Origin of the sequence: Chelativorans intermedius (assembly GCF_025398255.1) — a bacterium.
Taxonomy (GTDB): Bacteria; Pseudomonadota; Alphaproteobacteria; order Rhizobiales; family Rhizobiaceae; genus Chelativorans; species Chelativorans intermedius.
The window spans coordinates 200,353-217,378 of sequence record NZ_JAODNW010000001.1; the positions used below are offsets into that span (position 1 = coordinate 200,353).

Here is a 17,026-nt window from a genome sequence, read left to right on the forward strand (position 1 = left end):
TGAAACTGTCGGGCAGGAACAATCCGGCGCCGGGAAAAGGGCGCGCAGCCGCCGCCAAAGTGGCACCTAGCTAGCGCATTTGCCCAGCCGTGCCAAGCTTGACAAAGGTCGATGGTGCGCTGCACAATCCAAGGTCATGCCGCGGGCAGGGCCGCCTGGTCTCGAATGCGGGCCAGCGCTTCCTCCCGCCCCAAGACCACCAGCACGTCGAAAATGCCGGGCGAGGTGGTGTGGCCTGTCAGGGCCGCGCGCAACGGCTGAGCCACCTTTCCGAGCTTGCGCCCTGTCCTTTCGGCAAAGGCGCGAACAACCTTCTCGGTCGTCTCGACCGTCCAGTCGCTCGCCGCGGCAAGCTCCTCGGCCAATGCGCCCAGCATGGCACGCGCATCCCCGTCCAGCAAGGCGGCCGCCTTCTCGTCCGGCACAAGCGGGCGCTGCGCAAACAGAAAGCCTGCGCCGTCGACGAGCTCGACCAGGGTTCTGGCCCTTTCCTTGAGGCCGGGCAGGGCCATACGGAGCTGCGCCCTGCGTTTCTCGTCAAGGCGTTCCAGTAAGGCCGGCCCGCCCTCCAGATGCGGCAGGGTGGAAACCAGCACGTCGAGCAGCGTGTCGTCGTCCGTCTGGCGCATGTGTATGCCGTTCAGCGCCTCGAGCTTCTGGAAGTCGAAGCGTGCGGCCGCCTTGTTGATGTCCTCGATCTCGAACCATTCGACCATCTGTTCGATGGACATCACCTCATCGTCGCCATGGCTCCAGCCAAGGCGCACGAGATAGTTGCACAAGGCCCAGGGCAGATAGCCCATGGCCCGGTACGCCTCGACGCCCAGCGCGCCATGGCGCTTGGAAAGCTTGGCACCGTCCGGCCCGTGGATGAGCGGGACATGCGCCATCACCGGCACCTCCCACCCCATGGCGCGATAGATGAGCGTCTGGCGGGCCGCATTCGTCAGATGGTCGTCGCCGCGGATGATGTGGGTGACACCCATGTCGTGGTCGTCCACCACCACGGCAAGCATGTAGGTGGGCGTTCCATCGGAACGCAGGATGATGAAGTCGTCGAGGTCCTTGTTGGGGAAGCGCACTTCGCCCTGCACGCGGTCGTGGACGATGGTTTCGCCCTCGCGCGGGGCCTTGATGCGGATCGCCGGCTTCACGCCGGCGGGCGCCTCGCCCGGGTCGCGATCGCGCCAGGTGCCGTCATAGCGCGGCGGCCGTCCCTCCGCGCGCGCCTTCTCGCGCATGGCCTCGATTTCCTCGACCGTGCAATAGCAGTAATAGGCTTCGCCCTTGGCCACCATTTCCTCCGCCACCTGCCGGTGGCGCTCGGCGCGGGAAAACTGCGAAACCGGCTCGCCATCCCACTGCAGGCCCAGCCATGTCAGCCCATCCAGGATCGCTGCCGTCGCCTCCTCGGTGGAGCGCTGGCGGTCGGTATCCTCGATGCGCAGGAGCATCTTGCCGCCGGTGTGTCGGGCATAGAGCCAGTTGAACAATGCGGTGCGTGCACCGCCGATGTGCAGAAAGCCGGTAGGCGAAGGCGCGAAGCGGGTGACGACAGGTTTCGACATCTCTCTTCCGGAAAGTTGACACGGCGGTCGAGCACGAAGGTGCGTCCCGCGCGGGTGGAAATCGGCTGCCCGTCATGTAGCATAGGCGGGTGAGGGCGCAAGCCCGCGGAGAAGAACAGGCATGGGGGGCGAGAGGGCGGCCATTGCCGAGGGCGAGCGGGCGCAGTTCATACCGGCCGATGCCACGCCGGGCGATGCCGCCTTGCCGGAATCCGCCGGCCGGCCGGTCTCGAAGAGGGGACCGTTCGCGGGCCCCGTGCGGTATTTTTCCCGTGCCGCCCTGTCGCGCGCGCTGGCCCGCGAGGTGGCGCGGGGGACACCGTTCGTCTGTCTGCCGGTCCTGCTGGGTACCGGTGCTGCCTTCTATTTTTCCCTTGCCAGGGAGCCGGGCTGGGTCACGCTGGGCTTCTGCCTGGCGCTCGTCTCGGCGGCGGCCTGGCTGGGGCGGTCGCGCCCCGTGCTCTCCTTCCTGCTCGGCGGGCTTCTGGTCTTCAGCCTCGGCCTCGTTGCCGCGAAGCTTGAAACCGCCCGCGCCTCCGCCACCGTGGTGGGATCGGACGTGACCACCCGCATTACCGGCCGCCTTGTGCGGCTGGAACACATGGCGAGCGGGCGCGTTCGGCTCACCATTGCGCTTGTTTCCACGCAGCGCCCGCGCCTCAACTACCCGCCGGCGCGGGTGCGGCTCACGGCGCGCGCGGCGCCTGAGAACCTGCGCCCCGGCGATGGTGTTGCCGGGCTTGCGCGCCTCATGTCGCCGCCCGGCCCCGTGCGGCCCGGTGCCTATGATTTCTCCTTCGTCAGCTATTTCGACCGTATCGGCGCCGTCGGCTTCTTCCTTTCGGGGCCGCAACGTGTCGAGCTGGAGGGGAGGCAACCCCTCCTTGCGCGTGCCGCCCGTTGGCTGGAGACGGCGCGCGGGGCACTTGCGGCGCGCATTCGCACCGCCATCGGCGGGCCAGAAGGCGAGGTGGCCGTCGCCATGATCGCCGGTTTTCGGGCCGGCATCCCCGAGGAGATCAACGAGTGGCTGCGCCGTGCCGGTCTTGCGCACATCCTCGCCATATCCGGCCTGCACATGGCGCTTGTCGCCGTCACGGTCATGGCGATGCTGCGCGCCGGTGCGGCGCTTTTCCCGGCCTTTGCTTCGCGGGTGCCGGTCAAGAAATACGCCGCTGCCGCCGCCCTTGTCATGTGCACGCTGTATCTGTTCATCTCCGGTGCCGCGGTGGCCGCACAGCGCAGCTACATCATGCTGGCGATCATGCTGGCAGCCCTTCTGTTCGACCGGGCAGCCATCACCATGCGCAACGTGGCGATTGCTGCTCTCCTCATCCTGCTCGTCTCTCCCCATGAAGTGGTGGGCCCAAGCTTCCAGATGTCATTCGCCGCCACCGCGGCGCTGGTGGCAGGCTATGCCGCCTGGACGGAGTGGCGGCGCCAACGCCGCTTCCATGACAATCCGCCTTTAGGGGGCGTTCTGCAAAGTATCGCAAGATATGCCTTCGTCTTCATCGCCGGACTGGCTGCCACATCGCTCATTGCGGGCACAGCGACAGCACTCTACGGCATCTGGCACTTCCAGCGCGCCACGCCGCTGGCGCTGCCGGCCAACCTGGCCGCCATGCCCCTGGTCTCGCTCGTCGCCATGCCGGCAGCGGTGATGGCGATGCTGGCCATGCCCTTCGGGCTGGACGGCATCTTCCTGAAGGTGATGGGACAGGCGATCGGCGCGGTCATCGCCATTGCCGAGTGGTTTTCTCGCCACTCTCCGCTCGATGCGGTGGGGGTCCTGCCGCTTTCCGCGTTCATCGCCTTCACGGCGGCGCTCATCATTCTCGTGGTGGCAACCACCCGGCTGCGGCTGCTGGCGGTGCCCCTCATCATCCTCGGGTTTGCCCTTACCATGATGCGGCAGCTTCCCGATGTTCTGGTGGCGGAGGACGGGCGGCTTGTCGGGTTGAATCTGGGGGACGGACGGCTGGCCGTCAACCGCGCGCGGCCCAGCGGCTTCACCATGGAAGGTTGGACACGGGCCCTTGCCACGGAAGAGGTCGTCAAACCGGCGGCCGGCGGCGCGGGATTTTCCTGCGCGGAGGGATTGTGCATCGCCCGGCACCGGACCGGCGCTGTGGTCGCGCATGCGCGGGACGCGGATTCCGCCCGCGACGCCTGCGGGGTTGCCATGCTTCTGGTGCTGGAGGACGCGGCAGCCGAGAATCCCTGCGGACCCGATGTGGCAACCATCACGCGGCGCGATCTGGCCCGCCGCGGCGCGGCCGCCGTCATTTTCGACGCGGAGGGCAGGCCGGGACGTGTAAGCTTCTCCTTCGAAGAGCCGTGGCGTCCCTGGCATGCCCACAGGGCCTGGTCGCGCGCCGCGCGTGGCCTGCCTTCGCGTCGCGAACGGGGTGACTAGATGTCTGGTGCCGGCACATCGCGACCATGGCGAGAGACCTGCAGGGGACGACCCGTCGATCCGGCAAGCTTTCTATTGAAAAGCGTGGCGACCTGTGACAGAACCGTACCGTACGGTACTGATGGAGATGCCCTTGACCGAGGCTGAGAGAGACCGCCTGACGCCGCGCCAGCGCGCCGTTCTGGAATGCGCGCTGGAGCTGCTGGTGGCAGGCGGCGAACGGGCGCTGACGACCGCCGGCCTGGCGCGGGCGGCCAGTTGCTCGAAGGAGAGCCTCTACAAATGGTTCGGCGACCGGGATGGTCTCCTCGCGGCCATGATCGCGCACCAGGCGAGCAAGGTGCGCGGTTTCTCCGACATGGGCGAGACGATGGATCGCGAGCGCTTCCGCGCTCATCTTCTCGGCTTTGCCCGCGACCTTCTGGAAGTGCTTGCCGGCGACGTATCGCTGGCGCTCAATCGGCTGGCGATCGGCCAGGCAAGCCGGGAGGAAAGCCCTCTGGGCCGGCTCCTCGTCGCCCAGGGCCGGCGGCGCATCGACCGCAGCGCCAAGGCGCTTCTGGAGGCCGGGCGGAAAGCCGGTCTCATCAATTTTTCCGATCTCGACGACGCCTATCGCACTCTTTACGGGCTCATCGTGCGCGATCTGCATGTGCGCATGCTGCTGGGCGAAGGGGGGCTGCGCAGACCGGAGGCCTTCGCCCGCCAGGCAGAACAGGCGGTGGAACAGTTTTTCGTGCTCTTCGGGGTTCGGGAGATGGCTGGAGAATAGAGAATAGTGAATAGTGAATAGGGAATAGATAATAAAGAAATATAATCAGTAAATTTCTGTTGTTATATTTTATACAAGCCGCATATTTCACCATTCACCATTCACCACCAACAACATCGAGGAAAGGACAAGGGAATGCGTGTCTATTACGATCGTGATGCAGATCTGGGTCTTATCAAGTCGAAGAAGGTTGCCATCATCGGCTATGGCAGCCAGGGACGGGCTCATGCGCTGAACCTGAAGGACTCGGGTGTCAAGGAGGTGGCGGTGGCGCTGCGCGCCGGCTCGTCAACCGCCGTGAAGGCCGAGGCCGACGGCTTCAAGGTGATGACCGTGGCGGAAGCCGCCGCCTGGGCCGACCTGATGATGATGGCCACACCCGACGAGTTGCAGGCCGGCATCTACAATTCCGAGATCGCGCCGAACATCCGCGACGGCGCGGCCATTGCCTTCGCCCATGGCCTCAACGTGCATTTCGGCCTTATCGAGCCGAAGAAGACGGTCGACGTGCTCATGGTCGCGCCCAAGGGACCGGGGCATACGGTGCGCGGCGAGTATGAGAAGGGCGGCGGCGTTCCGTGCCTCGTGGCCGTTCACCACGATGCCTCGGGCAATGCGCTCGACCTTGCGCTGTCCTATGCCTGCGGCGTTGGTGGGGGACGTTCCGGCATCATCGAGACGACCTTCCGCGAGGAATGCGAGACCGACCTCTTCGGCGAGCAGGTGGTGCTGTGCGGTGGCCTGGTCGAGCTCATCCGCGCCGGCTTCGAAACCCTGGTCGAGGCCGGCTATGCGCCCGAGATGGCCTATTTCGAGTGCCTCCACGAAGTGAAGCTGATCGTCGACCTCATCTACGAGGGCGGCATTGCCAACATGAATTACTCCATCTCGAACACGGCCGAGTGGGGCGAGTATGTCACCGGCCCGCGCATCATCACGAACGAGACCAAGGCGGAGATGAAGCGCGTTCTGAAGGATATCCAGACCGGCAGGTTCACCTCCGAGTGGATGCAGGAGTGGCATTCCGGCGCGGCCCGGTTCAAGGCCACGCGCCGGCTCAACGACTCCCATCAGATCGAAGAGGTGGGCGAGAAGCTGCGCGGAATGATGCCCTGGATCGCCAAGAACAAGCTGGTGGACAAGGCGAAGAACTGATCCTTCGCCTCTGTGCGGACACTGCGATGAAAAGCGGCGGCGCCTGCCTGGGCGCCGCCGCTTCGCCTGTCAGAGGCCGCCTCAGCGCATATAGGGCGAGATGCAGGGGCGGCGCGGGCCGTGATAGGGCTGGAACGTGTTGTCATAGGCCCGATAGGAACGATAGCGGTCGTAGCACCAGCGCACATGGGCGGCGCTCAACCTGTAGTCGGGGCGCCGATAGCGCGGCCCGATATAGACGTGCGGCTGCACATAGACGCGGGGCGGACCGTAGTAGTAGCCGCCGCTGCCGAACTGGAAGTAGAAGCCACCGTGCGGCCTGCGGTGGTAATGGTGCCGGTGGTAATGATGCCGGTGATGATAGTGGCGACGGTCGTGCACCTTGATTGCGGGTGTCTCTTGCGCGGCGGCGACGGTCTTGACGAGATTTGCGGCGGCGCCGCCTGCCGAAAGGGCGGCGGCCTCGGCCGAGGGCGCTGCCAGGGCGAAGCCGAGCGCGACCAGGCCGGATAGGGCAAGGCTGGGAAGGACGCGTCTCATTGGGGTACTCCAATCTGCTGCGATGCCGCCGTGCCTGGCGGCCATTTTCCGATGAAAGCCATTATCCCATTCCCACCATGAATGCCGGATGAATGCACAGGTTGCATTCCCTCCACCCCTTGCCATTGCGTGTGCGGCAGGCAAAAGTGCAGCCTATGTCGGTCCGGATCGCCACCTTCAATATCGAGAACCTGATGAGCCGGTTCGACTTCTCCGGCTTTCGCAACGAGTTGCAGCAGGACCGGGCTCTGGCGCTTTTCGAAATCGAGGGCGAGGCGGAGTACCGTGCGCTGGAGAGCGCCCGCACCGTTGCGCTCACCGATGACACGCGCCAGCTTACGGCATTGGCCATAGCCGCCACGCGCGCCGACATCCTGTGCTTGCAGGAGGTCGACAATCTCGCGGCGCTGAAAGCCTTCGAGTATGGCTATCTCTTCAAGATGATCGGCAGCGGCTACCGCGACAAGTACACCTCTTCCGGCAACGATACGCGCGGCATCGACGTGGCGGTGATGATGCGCCGGGAGACGGCCCATGGCGAGCCCATCGAATTCGAGGACATGACGAGCCACGCCCATCTCGCTTACGAGGACTTCGGCCTTTTTACGCCCGAACTGGAAGCACTGGGCCTCAATCCGCACGATCGGGTGTTCCGCCGCGACTGCCTGGAGGTTGACCTGCGGGTGGCCGGCAAGCCGCTCACGCTCTATATCGTTCACTTCAAGGCCATGAGCCCGCCGCGCAACGGCATGGACGGCCGGACGGCTTCCATGCCCATCCGCATCGCGGAAGCGGCCGCCGTGCGCCGCATCATCGAGCGGCGTTTCGGCCCTGCGAAGGCGGCAGACAAGCGCTGGATGATCTGCGGCGACCTGAACGACTATCGCGAGCGCGTGGTCGTCGGGGGCGATGCCCATGCGGGCTTCACTTTCGAGCCGGTCCGCGAAGCAGGATCGAGCATCGACGTGCTGACGCAGGGCGGCTTCTGCGAGAACGTGGTCGAAAGACGCCCGGAGATGGACCGTTGGACGCTCTACCACACGCGCGGGCCGCAGGAGCGACATCTCTGCCAGCTCGACTATCTGTTTCTTTCGCCGGCGCTGGCGCGCAGCAACGCGCGAGCGGTGCCCGACATCGTTCGCGCCGGACAGCCATGGCGCACCGTCTTTCCGCCCGGCCAGGAGGTGGAGCGCTTTCCGCGCACCGGCTGGGACCGGCCAAAGGCATCCGATCACTGCCCCGTCGCCGTCACGATCGACCTTGTGTGAAGCCGCCCAAAAGGGCTTTATAGGGGCCTGCGGCTGGAGAAGGGCGCGACGGCGCGGTGGAAAGCGAAAATCTTTGAGCGAAAGGGATGGATGTGAGCAGGCGGCGCTATCTGGTCTACGACGTGTTTGCAAGCACCGGGCTGTCGGGCAATCCGCTTGCCATTGTCCTCGATGCCGAAGGGCTCACGGACGCGCAGATGCAGCGGATTGCAGGCGAGTTCAACCTTTCTGAGACCGTCTTCGTGCTGCCACCGGAGAACCCGGTTCATACAGCGCGGGTGCGCATTTTCACCCCGCGGCAGGAACTGCCGTTCGCCGGGCATCCGACGGTCGGCACCGCCATCGCCCTTTCGCAGGAGGCAGGCAAGGCCGGAGGCCACACCTCGCTCGTCGTTCTGGAGGAGAATGTCGGTTCGGTGCGCTGTGCCGTCTCGACCGCGAACGGCACCTGCTTTGCCGAGTTCGACCTGCCGCGACTGCCGCAGCGCTTTGCCTTCGATGCGCCTTCGGAGGTGGTGGCGGCGGCACTCGGCCTGTCGCATCACGAGATCGGCTTCGAGAATCACACCATCAGCGCCTGGTCGGCCGGCGTTCCCTATGTGTGCATCCCGGTTGCGAATCTGGAGGCGGCAGGCAAGGCACGGCTCGATGCGGGCTTGTGGGAAGAGATCGCGCCGGGCGAGGGCGCCGTCGTGGGAGATCCCTACATCTACTGCCGCGAGACGGTGAACCACGATTGCGCGTTCCATGCCCGCATGTTCGCGCCGGCTGCCGGCATTCCCGAAGATCCGGCCACAGGCTCGGCCGTGGCCGCCTTCGCGGGCGCGATTCTCACGCATGACGAGCCGATGGACGGCGAGCATCGCTACTGGATCGAACAGGGAATCGAAATGGGCCGGCCCTCGCGCATCCGCCTGGAGATCGAGGTCGAGAGCATGGCGATCACCGCCGCCCGCATCGGCGGGGCGGCGGTGAAAGTGGCCGAGGGCACACTTCTTCTTTGACAGGAAAGGGGAAGCGTCCGATATGCCAAGCGCGAAGGCCGTAAGGCGATCCTGAAGCGTGTATTGGGCCTTGCAAGCCCACGTCAAACACGCTAATGAGCCCGGCATTCGCGAAGCGGCTGCCGCTTGCGGCCTGCCGTAACGGCAGGCAGGAAGACGGCAGGGGCGGGTGATTAGCTCAGTTGGTAGAGCAGCTGACTCTTAATCAGCGGGTCACAGGTTCGAGCCCTGTATCACCCACCAACAAAGTCTTCATTTTACAGCCTGCCAAAATTTTGAAGTTTGTGGCAATTCCGTTCTGATTTGCAGGGCGTATCGCTCATTTTGTCGAGCCGTTTTTCCAGTTCCCAATCTTCCTTCGGCATGCCCCGACGCCTATCGCCGCCGTGCACGATATTCTCTGCGTTGGTCTCGAATCTGATCGAGTTGTCTCGGCGGTTGTTGAGACCGTTTCCGTCGCGGTGATCGAACACGGGCCACTCAAATTCAGTCAACATTCTGCCCGACGGCGCGTGCCATCAGGCTGCAATCGGCGGGAATCGTTCGACAAATAAAAAGGCCGGGCTGAGCCCGGCCTCACCGTCGTCCCTCGTTCCGTGCCAGTACATCCGTGGTCACGAAGGGAACGAAGCTTTTTCGTTAGGCAGCCTGCAGATTGTCCGCGGCGCTCTTGCCCGAGCGACGGTCCTGCACGATGTCGAAGCTCAGCTTCTGGCCTTCCACGATCGTGCGCAGGCCTGCCCGCTCCACGGCGGAAATGTGGACGAACACGTCCGCACCGCCACTGTCGGGCTGAATGAAGCCGAAGCCACGGGTTGCATTGAAGAACTTAACGGTTCCGGTATTCATGACGATTTCTTTCCAATCGGTCACAGGAGTTATGCCCACCGCACCAAGAGGCCGGTGAACGGTTCAGATCGATTTTGAAAGAGAGAATCGTCGGTGCGCCCCTGGCGCTGCAACAAACTCGGCAAGCAAGATCGATACGGTCACACACATAGAGGCTATGTGTGTTCAAAGCAAGGCTCGAAGAAAAATAAAGATCGTCGGGGAGGGTCGCTGCCCGCCGCGCTGGGGGCCGACCTTCATTTGATTCCCTTCCGCGGTGCCTTGGCACGGGAGAGGGGATCGCGGCGCTCCGGCGCGGTGAGAACCGCGCGTGGCCCCTCCCTGGGGTACGGGCTCTCATGCTCCTCCGCCACACGGTACAGCCTTTCATCGCGAAACGCGCTGGCAAAGCGGGTCGAAACGCCGTCTGCCGGCTTGGCCGGGATGTCGAGGAAATCGAGTTCCGCCTCGGCAGCGACGATGCGCGCGTCGGCGACCGAGCGCGCCCGCACCACCACCTCGCCAGCCGGCGCGGCGAGATCCCAGTTCGGGTCGCCCCTGGCGGCATCGGGCACCAGGCGATAGATCTTCAGCTCCTCCTTCGTCATGGAAACGTCTCCGCTCTCTTGCTCGCGATCACAACACCCACCACGGCGGGATGGTTCCCTTGTCTGCATCGGGGCGAAATCTTTCCGTTCTGCGGGAACCTTCGGGCGGCCTTCGCGTTGTGGGGTGGACGGCACGCGCATTCCCCGCCACCAACCCCACGCGCTTGCGTGTCGTGTGCCGGCCCCAAGGCCGGCTTTTTTTGGCTCAGTAGTCCCTTTCGAAGAACACGCCGATGCTTGAATTGCCATCGGAGCCGATGGCGCCGCGCGCCTTCAGATTCTCGGTCATGTCGAGATTGATGGTGCCGCGCGTCGTGCCGTCCGAGGTGGCTTCGACGCCCAGATAGACATTCTCCTGAATGTAGCGGCCGGCGCGCACGCCGACATTGCCTCGTTCGTCGGTAATGACATCGAGCTCGTCGAGGCCGGCCGCGCCGCGCAGCGAGCCGAGAAGCGAGGTCTGCCGCCCGCCGGCGAGCTCCGCCGCGGCGGCGGCAAGCTGGGCAAGCTGCAAGGGCGACAGCTCATTGACGCTGCGGTTGAAGATGAGACGCGCCAGCACCTCGTCTTCCGGCAATTCCGGCTGCGAAGAGAAGTTGATGGCGAGGTCGGACACGCGGCCCGCGACGGTGATGAAGATGGTGATGTCGCTGCGCTCGGCCCGGGCAACGAAATCGAGACGCGGATCAAGATCGCCCACAAGGCTCACCGTGCCCTCGTCGAAGGTGATGCGCTGGGCAAGGATGGACAGCCGACCGCGGATGAGCTGGAAACCGCCCACCGGATTGACGGAGGTGATGGGGCCGGTCAGCCGCACCGAGCCGCCAAGCTCGGCATCCAGGCCGCGCCCGCGCACGAAGATGCGCGCCGGTGCATCGACCGTCACGTCGAGGCGCAGCACGCTCGGCCGTTCGCTGGGCATGGGCGTGCCGTCTTCGGCGCGTGCCCGACGCAGAGTCTGGCGCACGGGTGCCGGGGCGCCGAGGTGGCGCACATCGACGGCGTCGGCACCGCCGCCGAAATGCTCCGGCACGGCGATCTCCACCCGCTGCAGGGTGACGTTGCCGGAAAGCAGGGGATCGCGGGTCAGCGGCCCGGCGAGCGCCAGCGCGCCGCTCATCGTGGCCGTCACCAGCTCGCCATCCGTATAGCGTGCCTCGTCGAGGCGCACCGCGAGATCGGCGGGAAAGCCCGCCGCGGCATTGGTGGAGACCGTACCCGACAGCGAGACCGTGCCCCCACGGGCAAAGGTGGCCGAGACCGAGCGGATGGAGACGGTTTCGCCTTCCATGCCGAGGTCGACCTGGATGTCGTTGAGCCGCAGGTTGGTGGTCGGGTCGACGGCGCTGGCCCCCTGCACCGAAAGCGTGCCGCGGATGAGCGGATTGTCGAGGCTGCCGCCGATCTGCGCATCGACGGCGGCCGTGCCTGTCACCTGCGTTCCCCGCTCGGCCAGCAATCGGTTCGCCAGGGCAAGGGGCAGGCTGCCCTGGGCATCCACCGCAAGCCCGCTGCCTGCAAGCGGCACGCGGCCGCTGGCGGAGACGGCAAGGCCCGCCGGGCCGGCCGCGCTGGCATTGCCGAGGGTCACGGCCCCTTCCGCAAAGCGGCCGGAGGCGGAAAGGGCCAGCGGCGCCGCGCCGAATTCGGCAAGCGCGCGCGCGGTCACGGCTCCCGCCTCCACCCTGAATTCGGCCTGCGGATTGTCGAGGCTGCCCGTCACCCGCGCGCTGCCCGTCAGCGTGCCTCCAAGCTGTTGGTCCGGCACACGTGCGTTGAGCAGCGAGAGGGGGAAGGCTTGAAGTTCTGCGTCGAGCGCCAACGCGCCGTCGCCGAGCGGCACGTCACCGACGAGGGTGGCGCGCAAGCCGCCGGGGCTCGTGGCCCGTGCGTCCAGGGCAAGGGTCTCTGCCCGTGTCGCGCCCGTGGCGGCGATGTCGAGCGAGGCGATGCCGGCCTGGCGCAGCGCGGCTGCCGCAATCGTGTTGCCGTTGAGCCTGAAAGACGCTTCGGGCTCGTCACGCGTGCCGGCGATGGTGGCCTCGCCGTCGAGCGTGCCGTCCAGTGCCAGATCGGGATTGACGGTATTGGCTATGGAAAGCGGCACTGCGTCGATCAGCAGGGCCACGTCGAGTGCCCGCCCGATCTTGCCCTCGGCGCGCAGCCGCCCGCCGGCGATGTCCATCTCCAACGGCTCGAAGGCGATCTCCTCGCCCTGTACCGTCAGCGTCGTCGGGCGCAGCAGACGGGCGGAAACAGTGCCCTGGTCGAGCGCCGCCTCTTCGAGCGAAACCCGATAGCCGCCGTCATGAGGCGCAAAGCCGCCACGGGTGGAAATGTCGGTGCCATTGGCGAGCGCTGCAGTGACGGAAAAGCTGGTGGCATCGCCGCTGGTGCTGGCGCTGGCGTCGAGCCTGGTGACATCCACGCCACCTGCCGCCAGTCCTGCGGCCTCCAGCGTGCCCCGGATCGCCGGAACGCCAAAGAGGTCGGCGGCGTTCGCCTCCACCCTTGCGCTCTGCAGCGAAAGCCGGTCGAGGGTGACGTCCTGCAGGCTTGCGCTGAGGGTGGCGTGCTGCTCATCCTCCTGCGGTTCCAGCGAAATCGTCGCCTGCGCCGCACCTGCCGCTTCGATCAGAAAGAGCGCTGCGGCGGTGCTGAGGTTGGCGGCATCCAGGGTCAGCGCGCCCGTCAAAAGCCCCCCGGCATTCTGGTCAAGATCGCCGACGAGCCGCGTCCCGCCGGCTGTAAAACGGATGTTGCGCAGCCTGCGCCCGTCGGAAGCGAGCGTCACGTCGGACGCAAGATCGACGCGCTCGCCCGCCAGGAACGCTTCGCCCTGAAGCCTCCCGTCGAGCACCTCGTTCTCCAGCCGTCCTTGAAAGTCGATCGTGGCCTGCCGCAGCGGCTTTTCCAACAGGCGACCCTCGGGAACCATGGTCCGCAGGGAGAGGGCGAGCGTCCCGTCGCTGCCGGTGGCGCGGCCGACCGCCGTGAGGCGGCCTTCCGCGCTTCGGGAAAGAAGGGCAAGGTCGGCGAGGGCGGCATCGAAGCGGAAGTCGGCAGCCTGCGAGGCGAAGGTGCCTTGCGCCAGAAACTCCACCTGCTCGTTGGCGATGCGGAAGGCATCCGCCGTGAGCCCCTCCGGCCCGCGCGCCAGTCGGCCCGTGATGCGGGTCGCACCGGCAAGCAGCGCGTCCGCGCTCGGCGTGCCGATGCGCAGTTCCTCCGCACGGCTGTCGAAGGTCAGGTCGAAGGCGCCGCTGATGGGCCGCACCTCGCCATTGGCGGCAAGATCCATGCTGCCGCCCAGATCGCGTCCGGCAAGGCCGGAAAAGGGAGTCAGATCCGCTGCTTGCAGGCCGATGTCGCCGCGATAGGCGAAGTCGGAGATTTGACCGGAAAGCACGGCGGCGAAGCTGTGGCCCGCCATGCGCAGCTCGTCGAGGGCAACCGGCGCTCCGGCGCGCCATGCGCCGCTGGCGGAAAGGCGCAGCGCGTTGCCCAGCGCCTCGGCAAGGTCCGCCCGTTCGGCGACGAGTTCCTCGAGCGCGCCTTCCACGTCGAAGGTGATGCGGCGGGCCGCAGGCGTAGAGAGATTTTCCGCCACACCGCCGGCGCTGATGTTTGCCCTTTCGGCGGCGAAGGTGCCGGTGCGCAGATCCTCGATGGCCAGGGTCGCCTGCCAGTCCGCTCCGGTTTCGCCATAGCTGGCGGCAAGGCGGGCCGTGCGCAGGTAGGTCTCGCCGCCGCTGACCGGCAGGAGAACCGGCTCGCCCCGCGGATCGGAAATCCCCGCGTCGAGCGTGAGCCTGGTGAGGAAACCGTCGCTCGCCGTATCAGCCGAGGCCCGAAGCTGCAGCGCTGCGCTCGAAAGCTCAAGCGCTTCCAGGCTCATGCCGCCGTCGCTTTTGGCGATCCCGGAAGCCTTGAGCGCGGTCTCTGCGCCGAAGAAGTCGCGGAACCGGGCGGGGACGAGTCGTGCGATGGGTCCGCCGGCATCCACCGTAAAGGCTAGGCCCTGCGGGCGCTCGCGAAGCTGTGCCGTGCCGGAAAGCGCCGGTTGACCGGCGGCAGCGAGTGACAGCGAAAGGTCCAGGCTGCCCACCGGGCCGGCGCCGGCAAGCGTGAGGGAAAGGGGTGGCCGGCCTTCTATGTTGAGCAGATTGGCCACCACGCCGTCCTGCGGTTCTGCAAGCGCCAGGTCGAGGGTCAGTTCTTTCGTGCCGCCGGTATAGACTGCCGTCAGGGAGAGACGCCCTCCCGGACCGTCCAGCCGTTCGACCTGGAGCGCTGTGTCCACGGAGCCGGCCTCGAGCCGCAGGCGGCCCTCCAAGGATATGGCGGACTGGAGGCCGAAGACCTCCTCGCCGAAGGCGATGTTCGGAACCTCGATCTGGTCAAGGTTCACGGCGATGGGCAGCTCCGGCACGGCAAAGCCGCGCGCCTCGGGCGCGGGCAGGTTGCTGTCCTCGACCGGGCGGCGAAAGATCTCGATGGAATCGGCGGCAAGCCGGCCGATCTGAAGGCGCTGGCGCACGATGAGCGCCAGGCGGCTCCATTCTATCGTGGCATTCTCGATGCGCAGCCACATGCCTTCCCGGTCGGACACCGTGATCTCCGCGATGCTGGCCGAGGAGGAGAGCACGCCCTGGATGCCGCGAATGCGGATGCGCCGGTTGGGCGTGGAAAGCTGGTTTTCAATGAAGGACAGGAAAAAGGAGTGGTCCTCCTCGGCCTGTGCGCCATCGTCCTGGGCGGCGGCCGGAAGCGCCGAAAGCAGAAGGAGAAGGGCGAGCAGAAGACGGGTCAAAACGCTTGTCCTATTCCAACGTAAAGCGCCACCGACGGGTCGTCGGGGCGTGGATCGAGGGGCACGGCAAGGTCGAGCCGGATGGGGCCGAAACCGGTCTGGTAGCGCAACCCCGCGCCGACACCGATGCGCAGGTCTTCGGCAAAGTCGGGGAAGGCTTCCGCTCCGACATAGCCAGCGTCCACGAAGCCGACGAGGCCGATACTGTCGGTCACCCGCGTGCGCAATTCCAGCGAGCCTTCGATGAGGGAGCGCCCGCCGGCGACACCGTCTCCGGTCTCCACGCCGATGTTGCGATAGCCATAGCCGCGCACCGAACCGCCGCCGCCGGCAAAGAACAGCTTGTCGGGCGGCGTCTCTGCCACCGGCGGGTCGAGCAACGCGCCAAGCTTGATCCGGCCGGCGATCACGAAGCGGCTTTCGGTGTCGAGGCTGTAATAGCCGCGTGCCTCGGCTTCCATGCGCAGAGCCGCGTTACCATATTCGAACTCGTAGAAGGGCTCCAGCGTGAAGTCGGTGAAGAAGCCCCGTGTCGCATCGGCCGCGCTGTCGCGCGTGTCGTAGGTAAGGCCGCCGAGAAGGCCGGTGGTCACGAAATCGCGCTGGCCAAAGACGTCGTCGAAACGGGCATAGCCGCCTGTCGCGAAGAGGCGGGCCGAAAGCTGCTCGGAGAAGCGGTGTGCGAAGCCGATCCTGCCGGAAACGCCGGTGCGCGTGTAAGCGTCGAGCACCTCGCGGTCGCCGTGTACGGAGACGATGAAATCCGTCTCTGGCGTATAGATGCCGGGCTTCGTGAAGGTCGTGCCGACATGATAGGTGTATTTCGACGGGTCGATCGTCTCCCCGATGCCGGAGACCCGGCCTTCTACCCGAAGCCGCTCGGCCTGGCCGAACAGGTTGCGGTGCAGCCAGAAGGCTTCGAGGCCCAACCCGTCCAGGGTGGAGTAGGAGCCGCCGACGCCGAAGCGGCGCGGCAGCCGCTCCTGCACGATCACATCGATAGGCAGGCTCCCATCCGGCGCGATCTCCTCGGCTTCCTCGATGCGCGCTGCGCGAAAGACCTCAAGGCGGGCCAGGCGCTCGCTCGCCCTCTTTAGATCGTCCGGATCGTACTCCGCGCCGGGGATGAGTCCCGTCTGCCGGGCGACGAAAGCCGCATCCATGCGCTGCGTGCCGGTGATGGAAACCGGCCCGAAGACGGCGCGCGCACCCGGTTCGACCGCCAGCGTGGCGTCGATGCTGTCGGTGTCGTGTGCGGCGATGATGCGCTGCTCGATGATCCTTGCCTTGGGGTGGCCCTGTTGCCGCCAGGCTTCCACCGCGAGGCGGCCGGCGCGCAGGATGGCACCGCTGCGTGCCGGCTCGCCGACGCGGAAGCCGTCGTCCGAGGGCGAGGGCACCTTGTCCTTGTCGTCGGTTGCCGGCGGCGCCTGATTGACGATGCGGGCTTCGGCAAAGCGGAAGAGCGGGCCGGGATCAACCCTGACGCGCACGGCCGCGGGGCTTGCAAACTCCACGTCGGGCAGCAGGTCATCGGCTTCCTGACCGTCGATGGTGATGGAGATGGTGCCGCCATAGCGCCCCTCGGCATAGAGCGCGTCGAGAATCCGGCGATAGTCGCCTCGCGCCTTGACGAGAAGGCCGGCGGCGCCCGATGCCGGTTTTTCCCGATCGTTCCAGAGGTTGGAAGCATTCTTCAATGCTTCCTCGATGGCGCTGTCTTTGCCGGCAACCTCGAATTCCACCGCATAGGGTTGCGGCGTGCCGATGACCTCTTCCTGTTCGGTCTTGTCCTGGCGCTCGAAAAGGCGCAGGCCGAAGATTTCGAGCGCCGAGGCGGTCGCCGGCGCGCCGGCCAGCGCGGCAAAGGTGAGAGCCGCCGCGCACGAACGCAGAAGGCGTCGAGCATCCGCAATACTCTTGCTCACGCTCCCTCTCCTTCGGCGCGGATCACACCGCCCCTTTGAAACGATCTTTGCCCAGCATGGGCGGAATGCCTTAAAGAAACAGCCTTTGCAACTGCTGGTGCAAGCTAATCATATCCCCGCTGA

The 17,026-nt window shown here is 66.1% G+C and carries 11 protein-coding genes and 1 tRNA gene; 6 read left to right on the forward strand and 6 right to left on the reverse strand.

Features of this window, described 5'->3' with window-relative positions; genetic code table 11:
• Window positions 1–134: 134 nt before the first annotated feature.
• Window positions 135–1,568, reverse strand: coding sequence for a glutamate--tRNA ligase (gltX, locus tag NYR58_RS01080; protein ID WP_261518543.1), 1,434 nt, complete (start codon window positions 1,566–1,568; stop codon window positions 135–137).
• A gap of 121 nt (window positions 1,569–1,689) precedes the next feature.
• Between gltX and NYR58_RS01085 the strand changes: the two genes are divergently transcribed.
• From NYR58_RS01085 to ilvC, 3 genes are all read left to right on the forward strand, one after another.
• Window positions 1,690–3,987, forward strand: coding sequence for a ComEC/Rec2 family competence protein (locus tag NYR58_RS01085; protein WP_261518544.1), 2,298 nt, complete (start codon window positions 1,690–1,692; stop codon window positions 3,985–3,987).
• A gap of 127 nt (window positions 3,988–4,114) precedes the next feature.
• Window positions 4,115–4,759 (forward strand): TetR/AcrR family transcriptional regulator, encoded by a 645-nt coding sequence (locus NYR58_RS01090; protein WP_261518545.1) that lies wholly within the window; start codon window positions 4,115–4,117, stop codon window positions 4,757–4,759.
• 135 nt (window positions 4,760–4,894) lie between these two features.
• Window positions 4,895–5,914, forward strand: a complete 1,020-nt coding sequence (gene ilvC, locus NYR58_RS01095; protein WP_261518546.1) for a ketol-acid reductoisomerase — start codon at window positions 4,895–4,897, stop codon at window positions 5,912–5,914.
• 81 nt (window positions 5,915–5,995) lie between these two features.
• Here ilvC and NYR58_RS01100 read toward each other — a convergent pair whose 3' ends face one another.
• Window positions 5,996–6,454 carry a BA14K family protein gene (locus tag NYR58_RS01100; RefSeq protein WP_261518547.1) on the reverse strand — a complete coding sequence of 153 codons (459 nt, stop codon included), beginning with the start codon at window positions 6,452–6,454 and terminating at the stop codon, window positions 5,996–5,998.
• Window positions 6,455–6,609: 155 nt separating this feature from the next.
• On the opposite strand from NYR58_RS01100, the gene NYR58_RS01105 reads away from it, so the two are divergent.
• The 3 genes from NYR58_RS01105 to NYR58_RS01115 all read left to right on the forward strand — a co-directional run bounded on the left by NYR58_RS01105 (window position 6,610) and on the right by NYR58_RS01115 (window position 8,969).
• Window positions 6,610–7,722, forward strand: coding sequence for an endonuclease/exonuclease/phosphatase family protein (locus tag NYR58_RS01105; protein ID WP_261518548.1), 1,113 nt, complete (start codon window positions 6,610–6,612; stop codon window positions 7,720–7,722).
• A 92-nt stretch (window positions 7,723–7,814) separates the two neighbouring features.
• Window positions 7,815–8,726, forward strand: coding sequence for a PhzF family phenazine biosynthesis protein (locus NYR58_RS01110; protein ID WP_261518830.1), 912 nt, complete (start codon window positions 7,815–7,817; stop codon window positions 8,724–8,726).
• Between the two features lie 167 nt (window positions 8,727–8,893).
• Window positions 8,894–8,969 (forward strand) — tRNA-Lys (locus NYR58_RS01115).
• 396 nt (window positions 8,970–9,365) lie between these two features.
• Here NYR58_RS01115 and NYR58_RS01120 read toward each other — a convergent pair.
• The 4 genes from NYR58_RS01120 to NYR58_RS01135 form a co-directional block, all read right to left on the reverse strand.
• Window positions 9,366–9,575, reverse strand: coding sequence for a cold-shock protein (locus NYR58_RS01120; protein ID WP_261518549.1), 210 nt, complete (start codon window positions 9,573–9,575; stop codon window positions 9,366–9,368).
• 236 nt (window positions 9,576–9,811) lie between these two features.
• Complete coding sequence (locus NYR58_RS01125) at window positions 9,812–10,162, reverse strand: hypothetical protein (RefSeq protein WP_261518550.1); 351 nt, start codon at window positions 10,160–10,162, stop codon at window positions 9,812–9,814.
• A gap of 205 nt (window positions 10,163–10,367) precedes the next feature.
• Window positions 10,368–14,975, reverse strand: coding sequence for a translocation/assembly module TamB domain-containing protein (locus NYR58_RS01130; RefSeq protein WP_261518551.1), 4,608 nt, complete (start codon window positions 14,973–14,975; stop codon window positions 10,368–10,370).
• On the reverse strand, window positions 14,972–16,903 hold the full coding sequence (locus NYR58_RS01135; RefSeq protein WP_315903312.1) for an autotransporter assembly complex protein TamA: 1,932 nt from the start codon (window positions 16,901–16,903) through the stop codon (window positions 14,972–14,974). The genes NYR58_RS01130 and NYR58_RS01135 overlap by 4 nt, the downstream gene beginning before the upstream one ends.
• Between the last annotated feature and the right edge of the window lie 123 nt (window positions 16,904–17,026).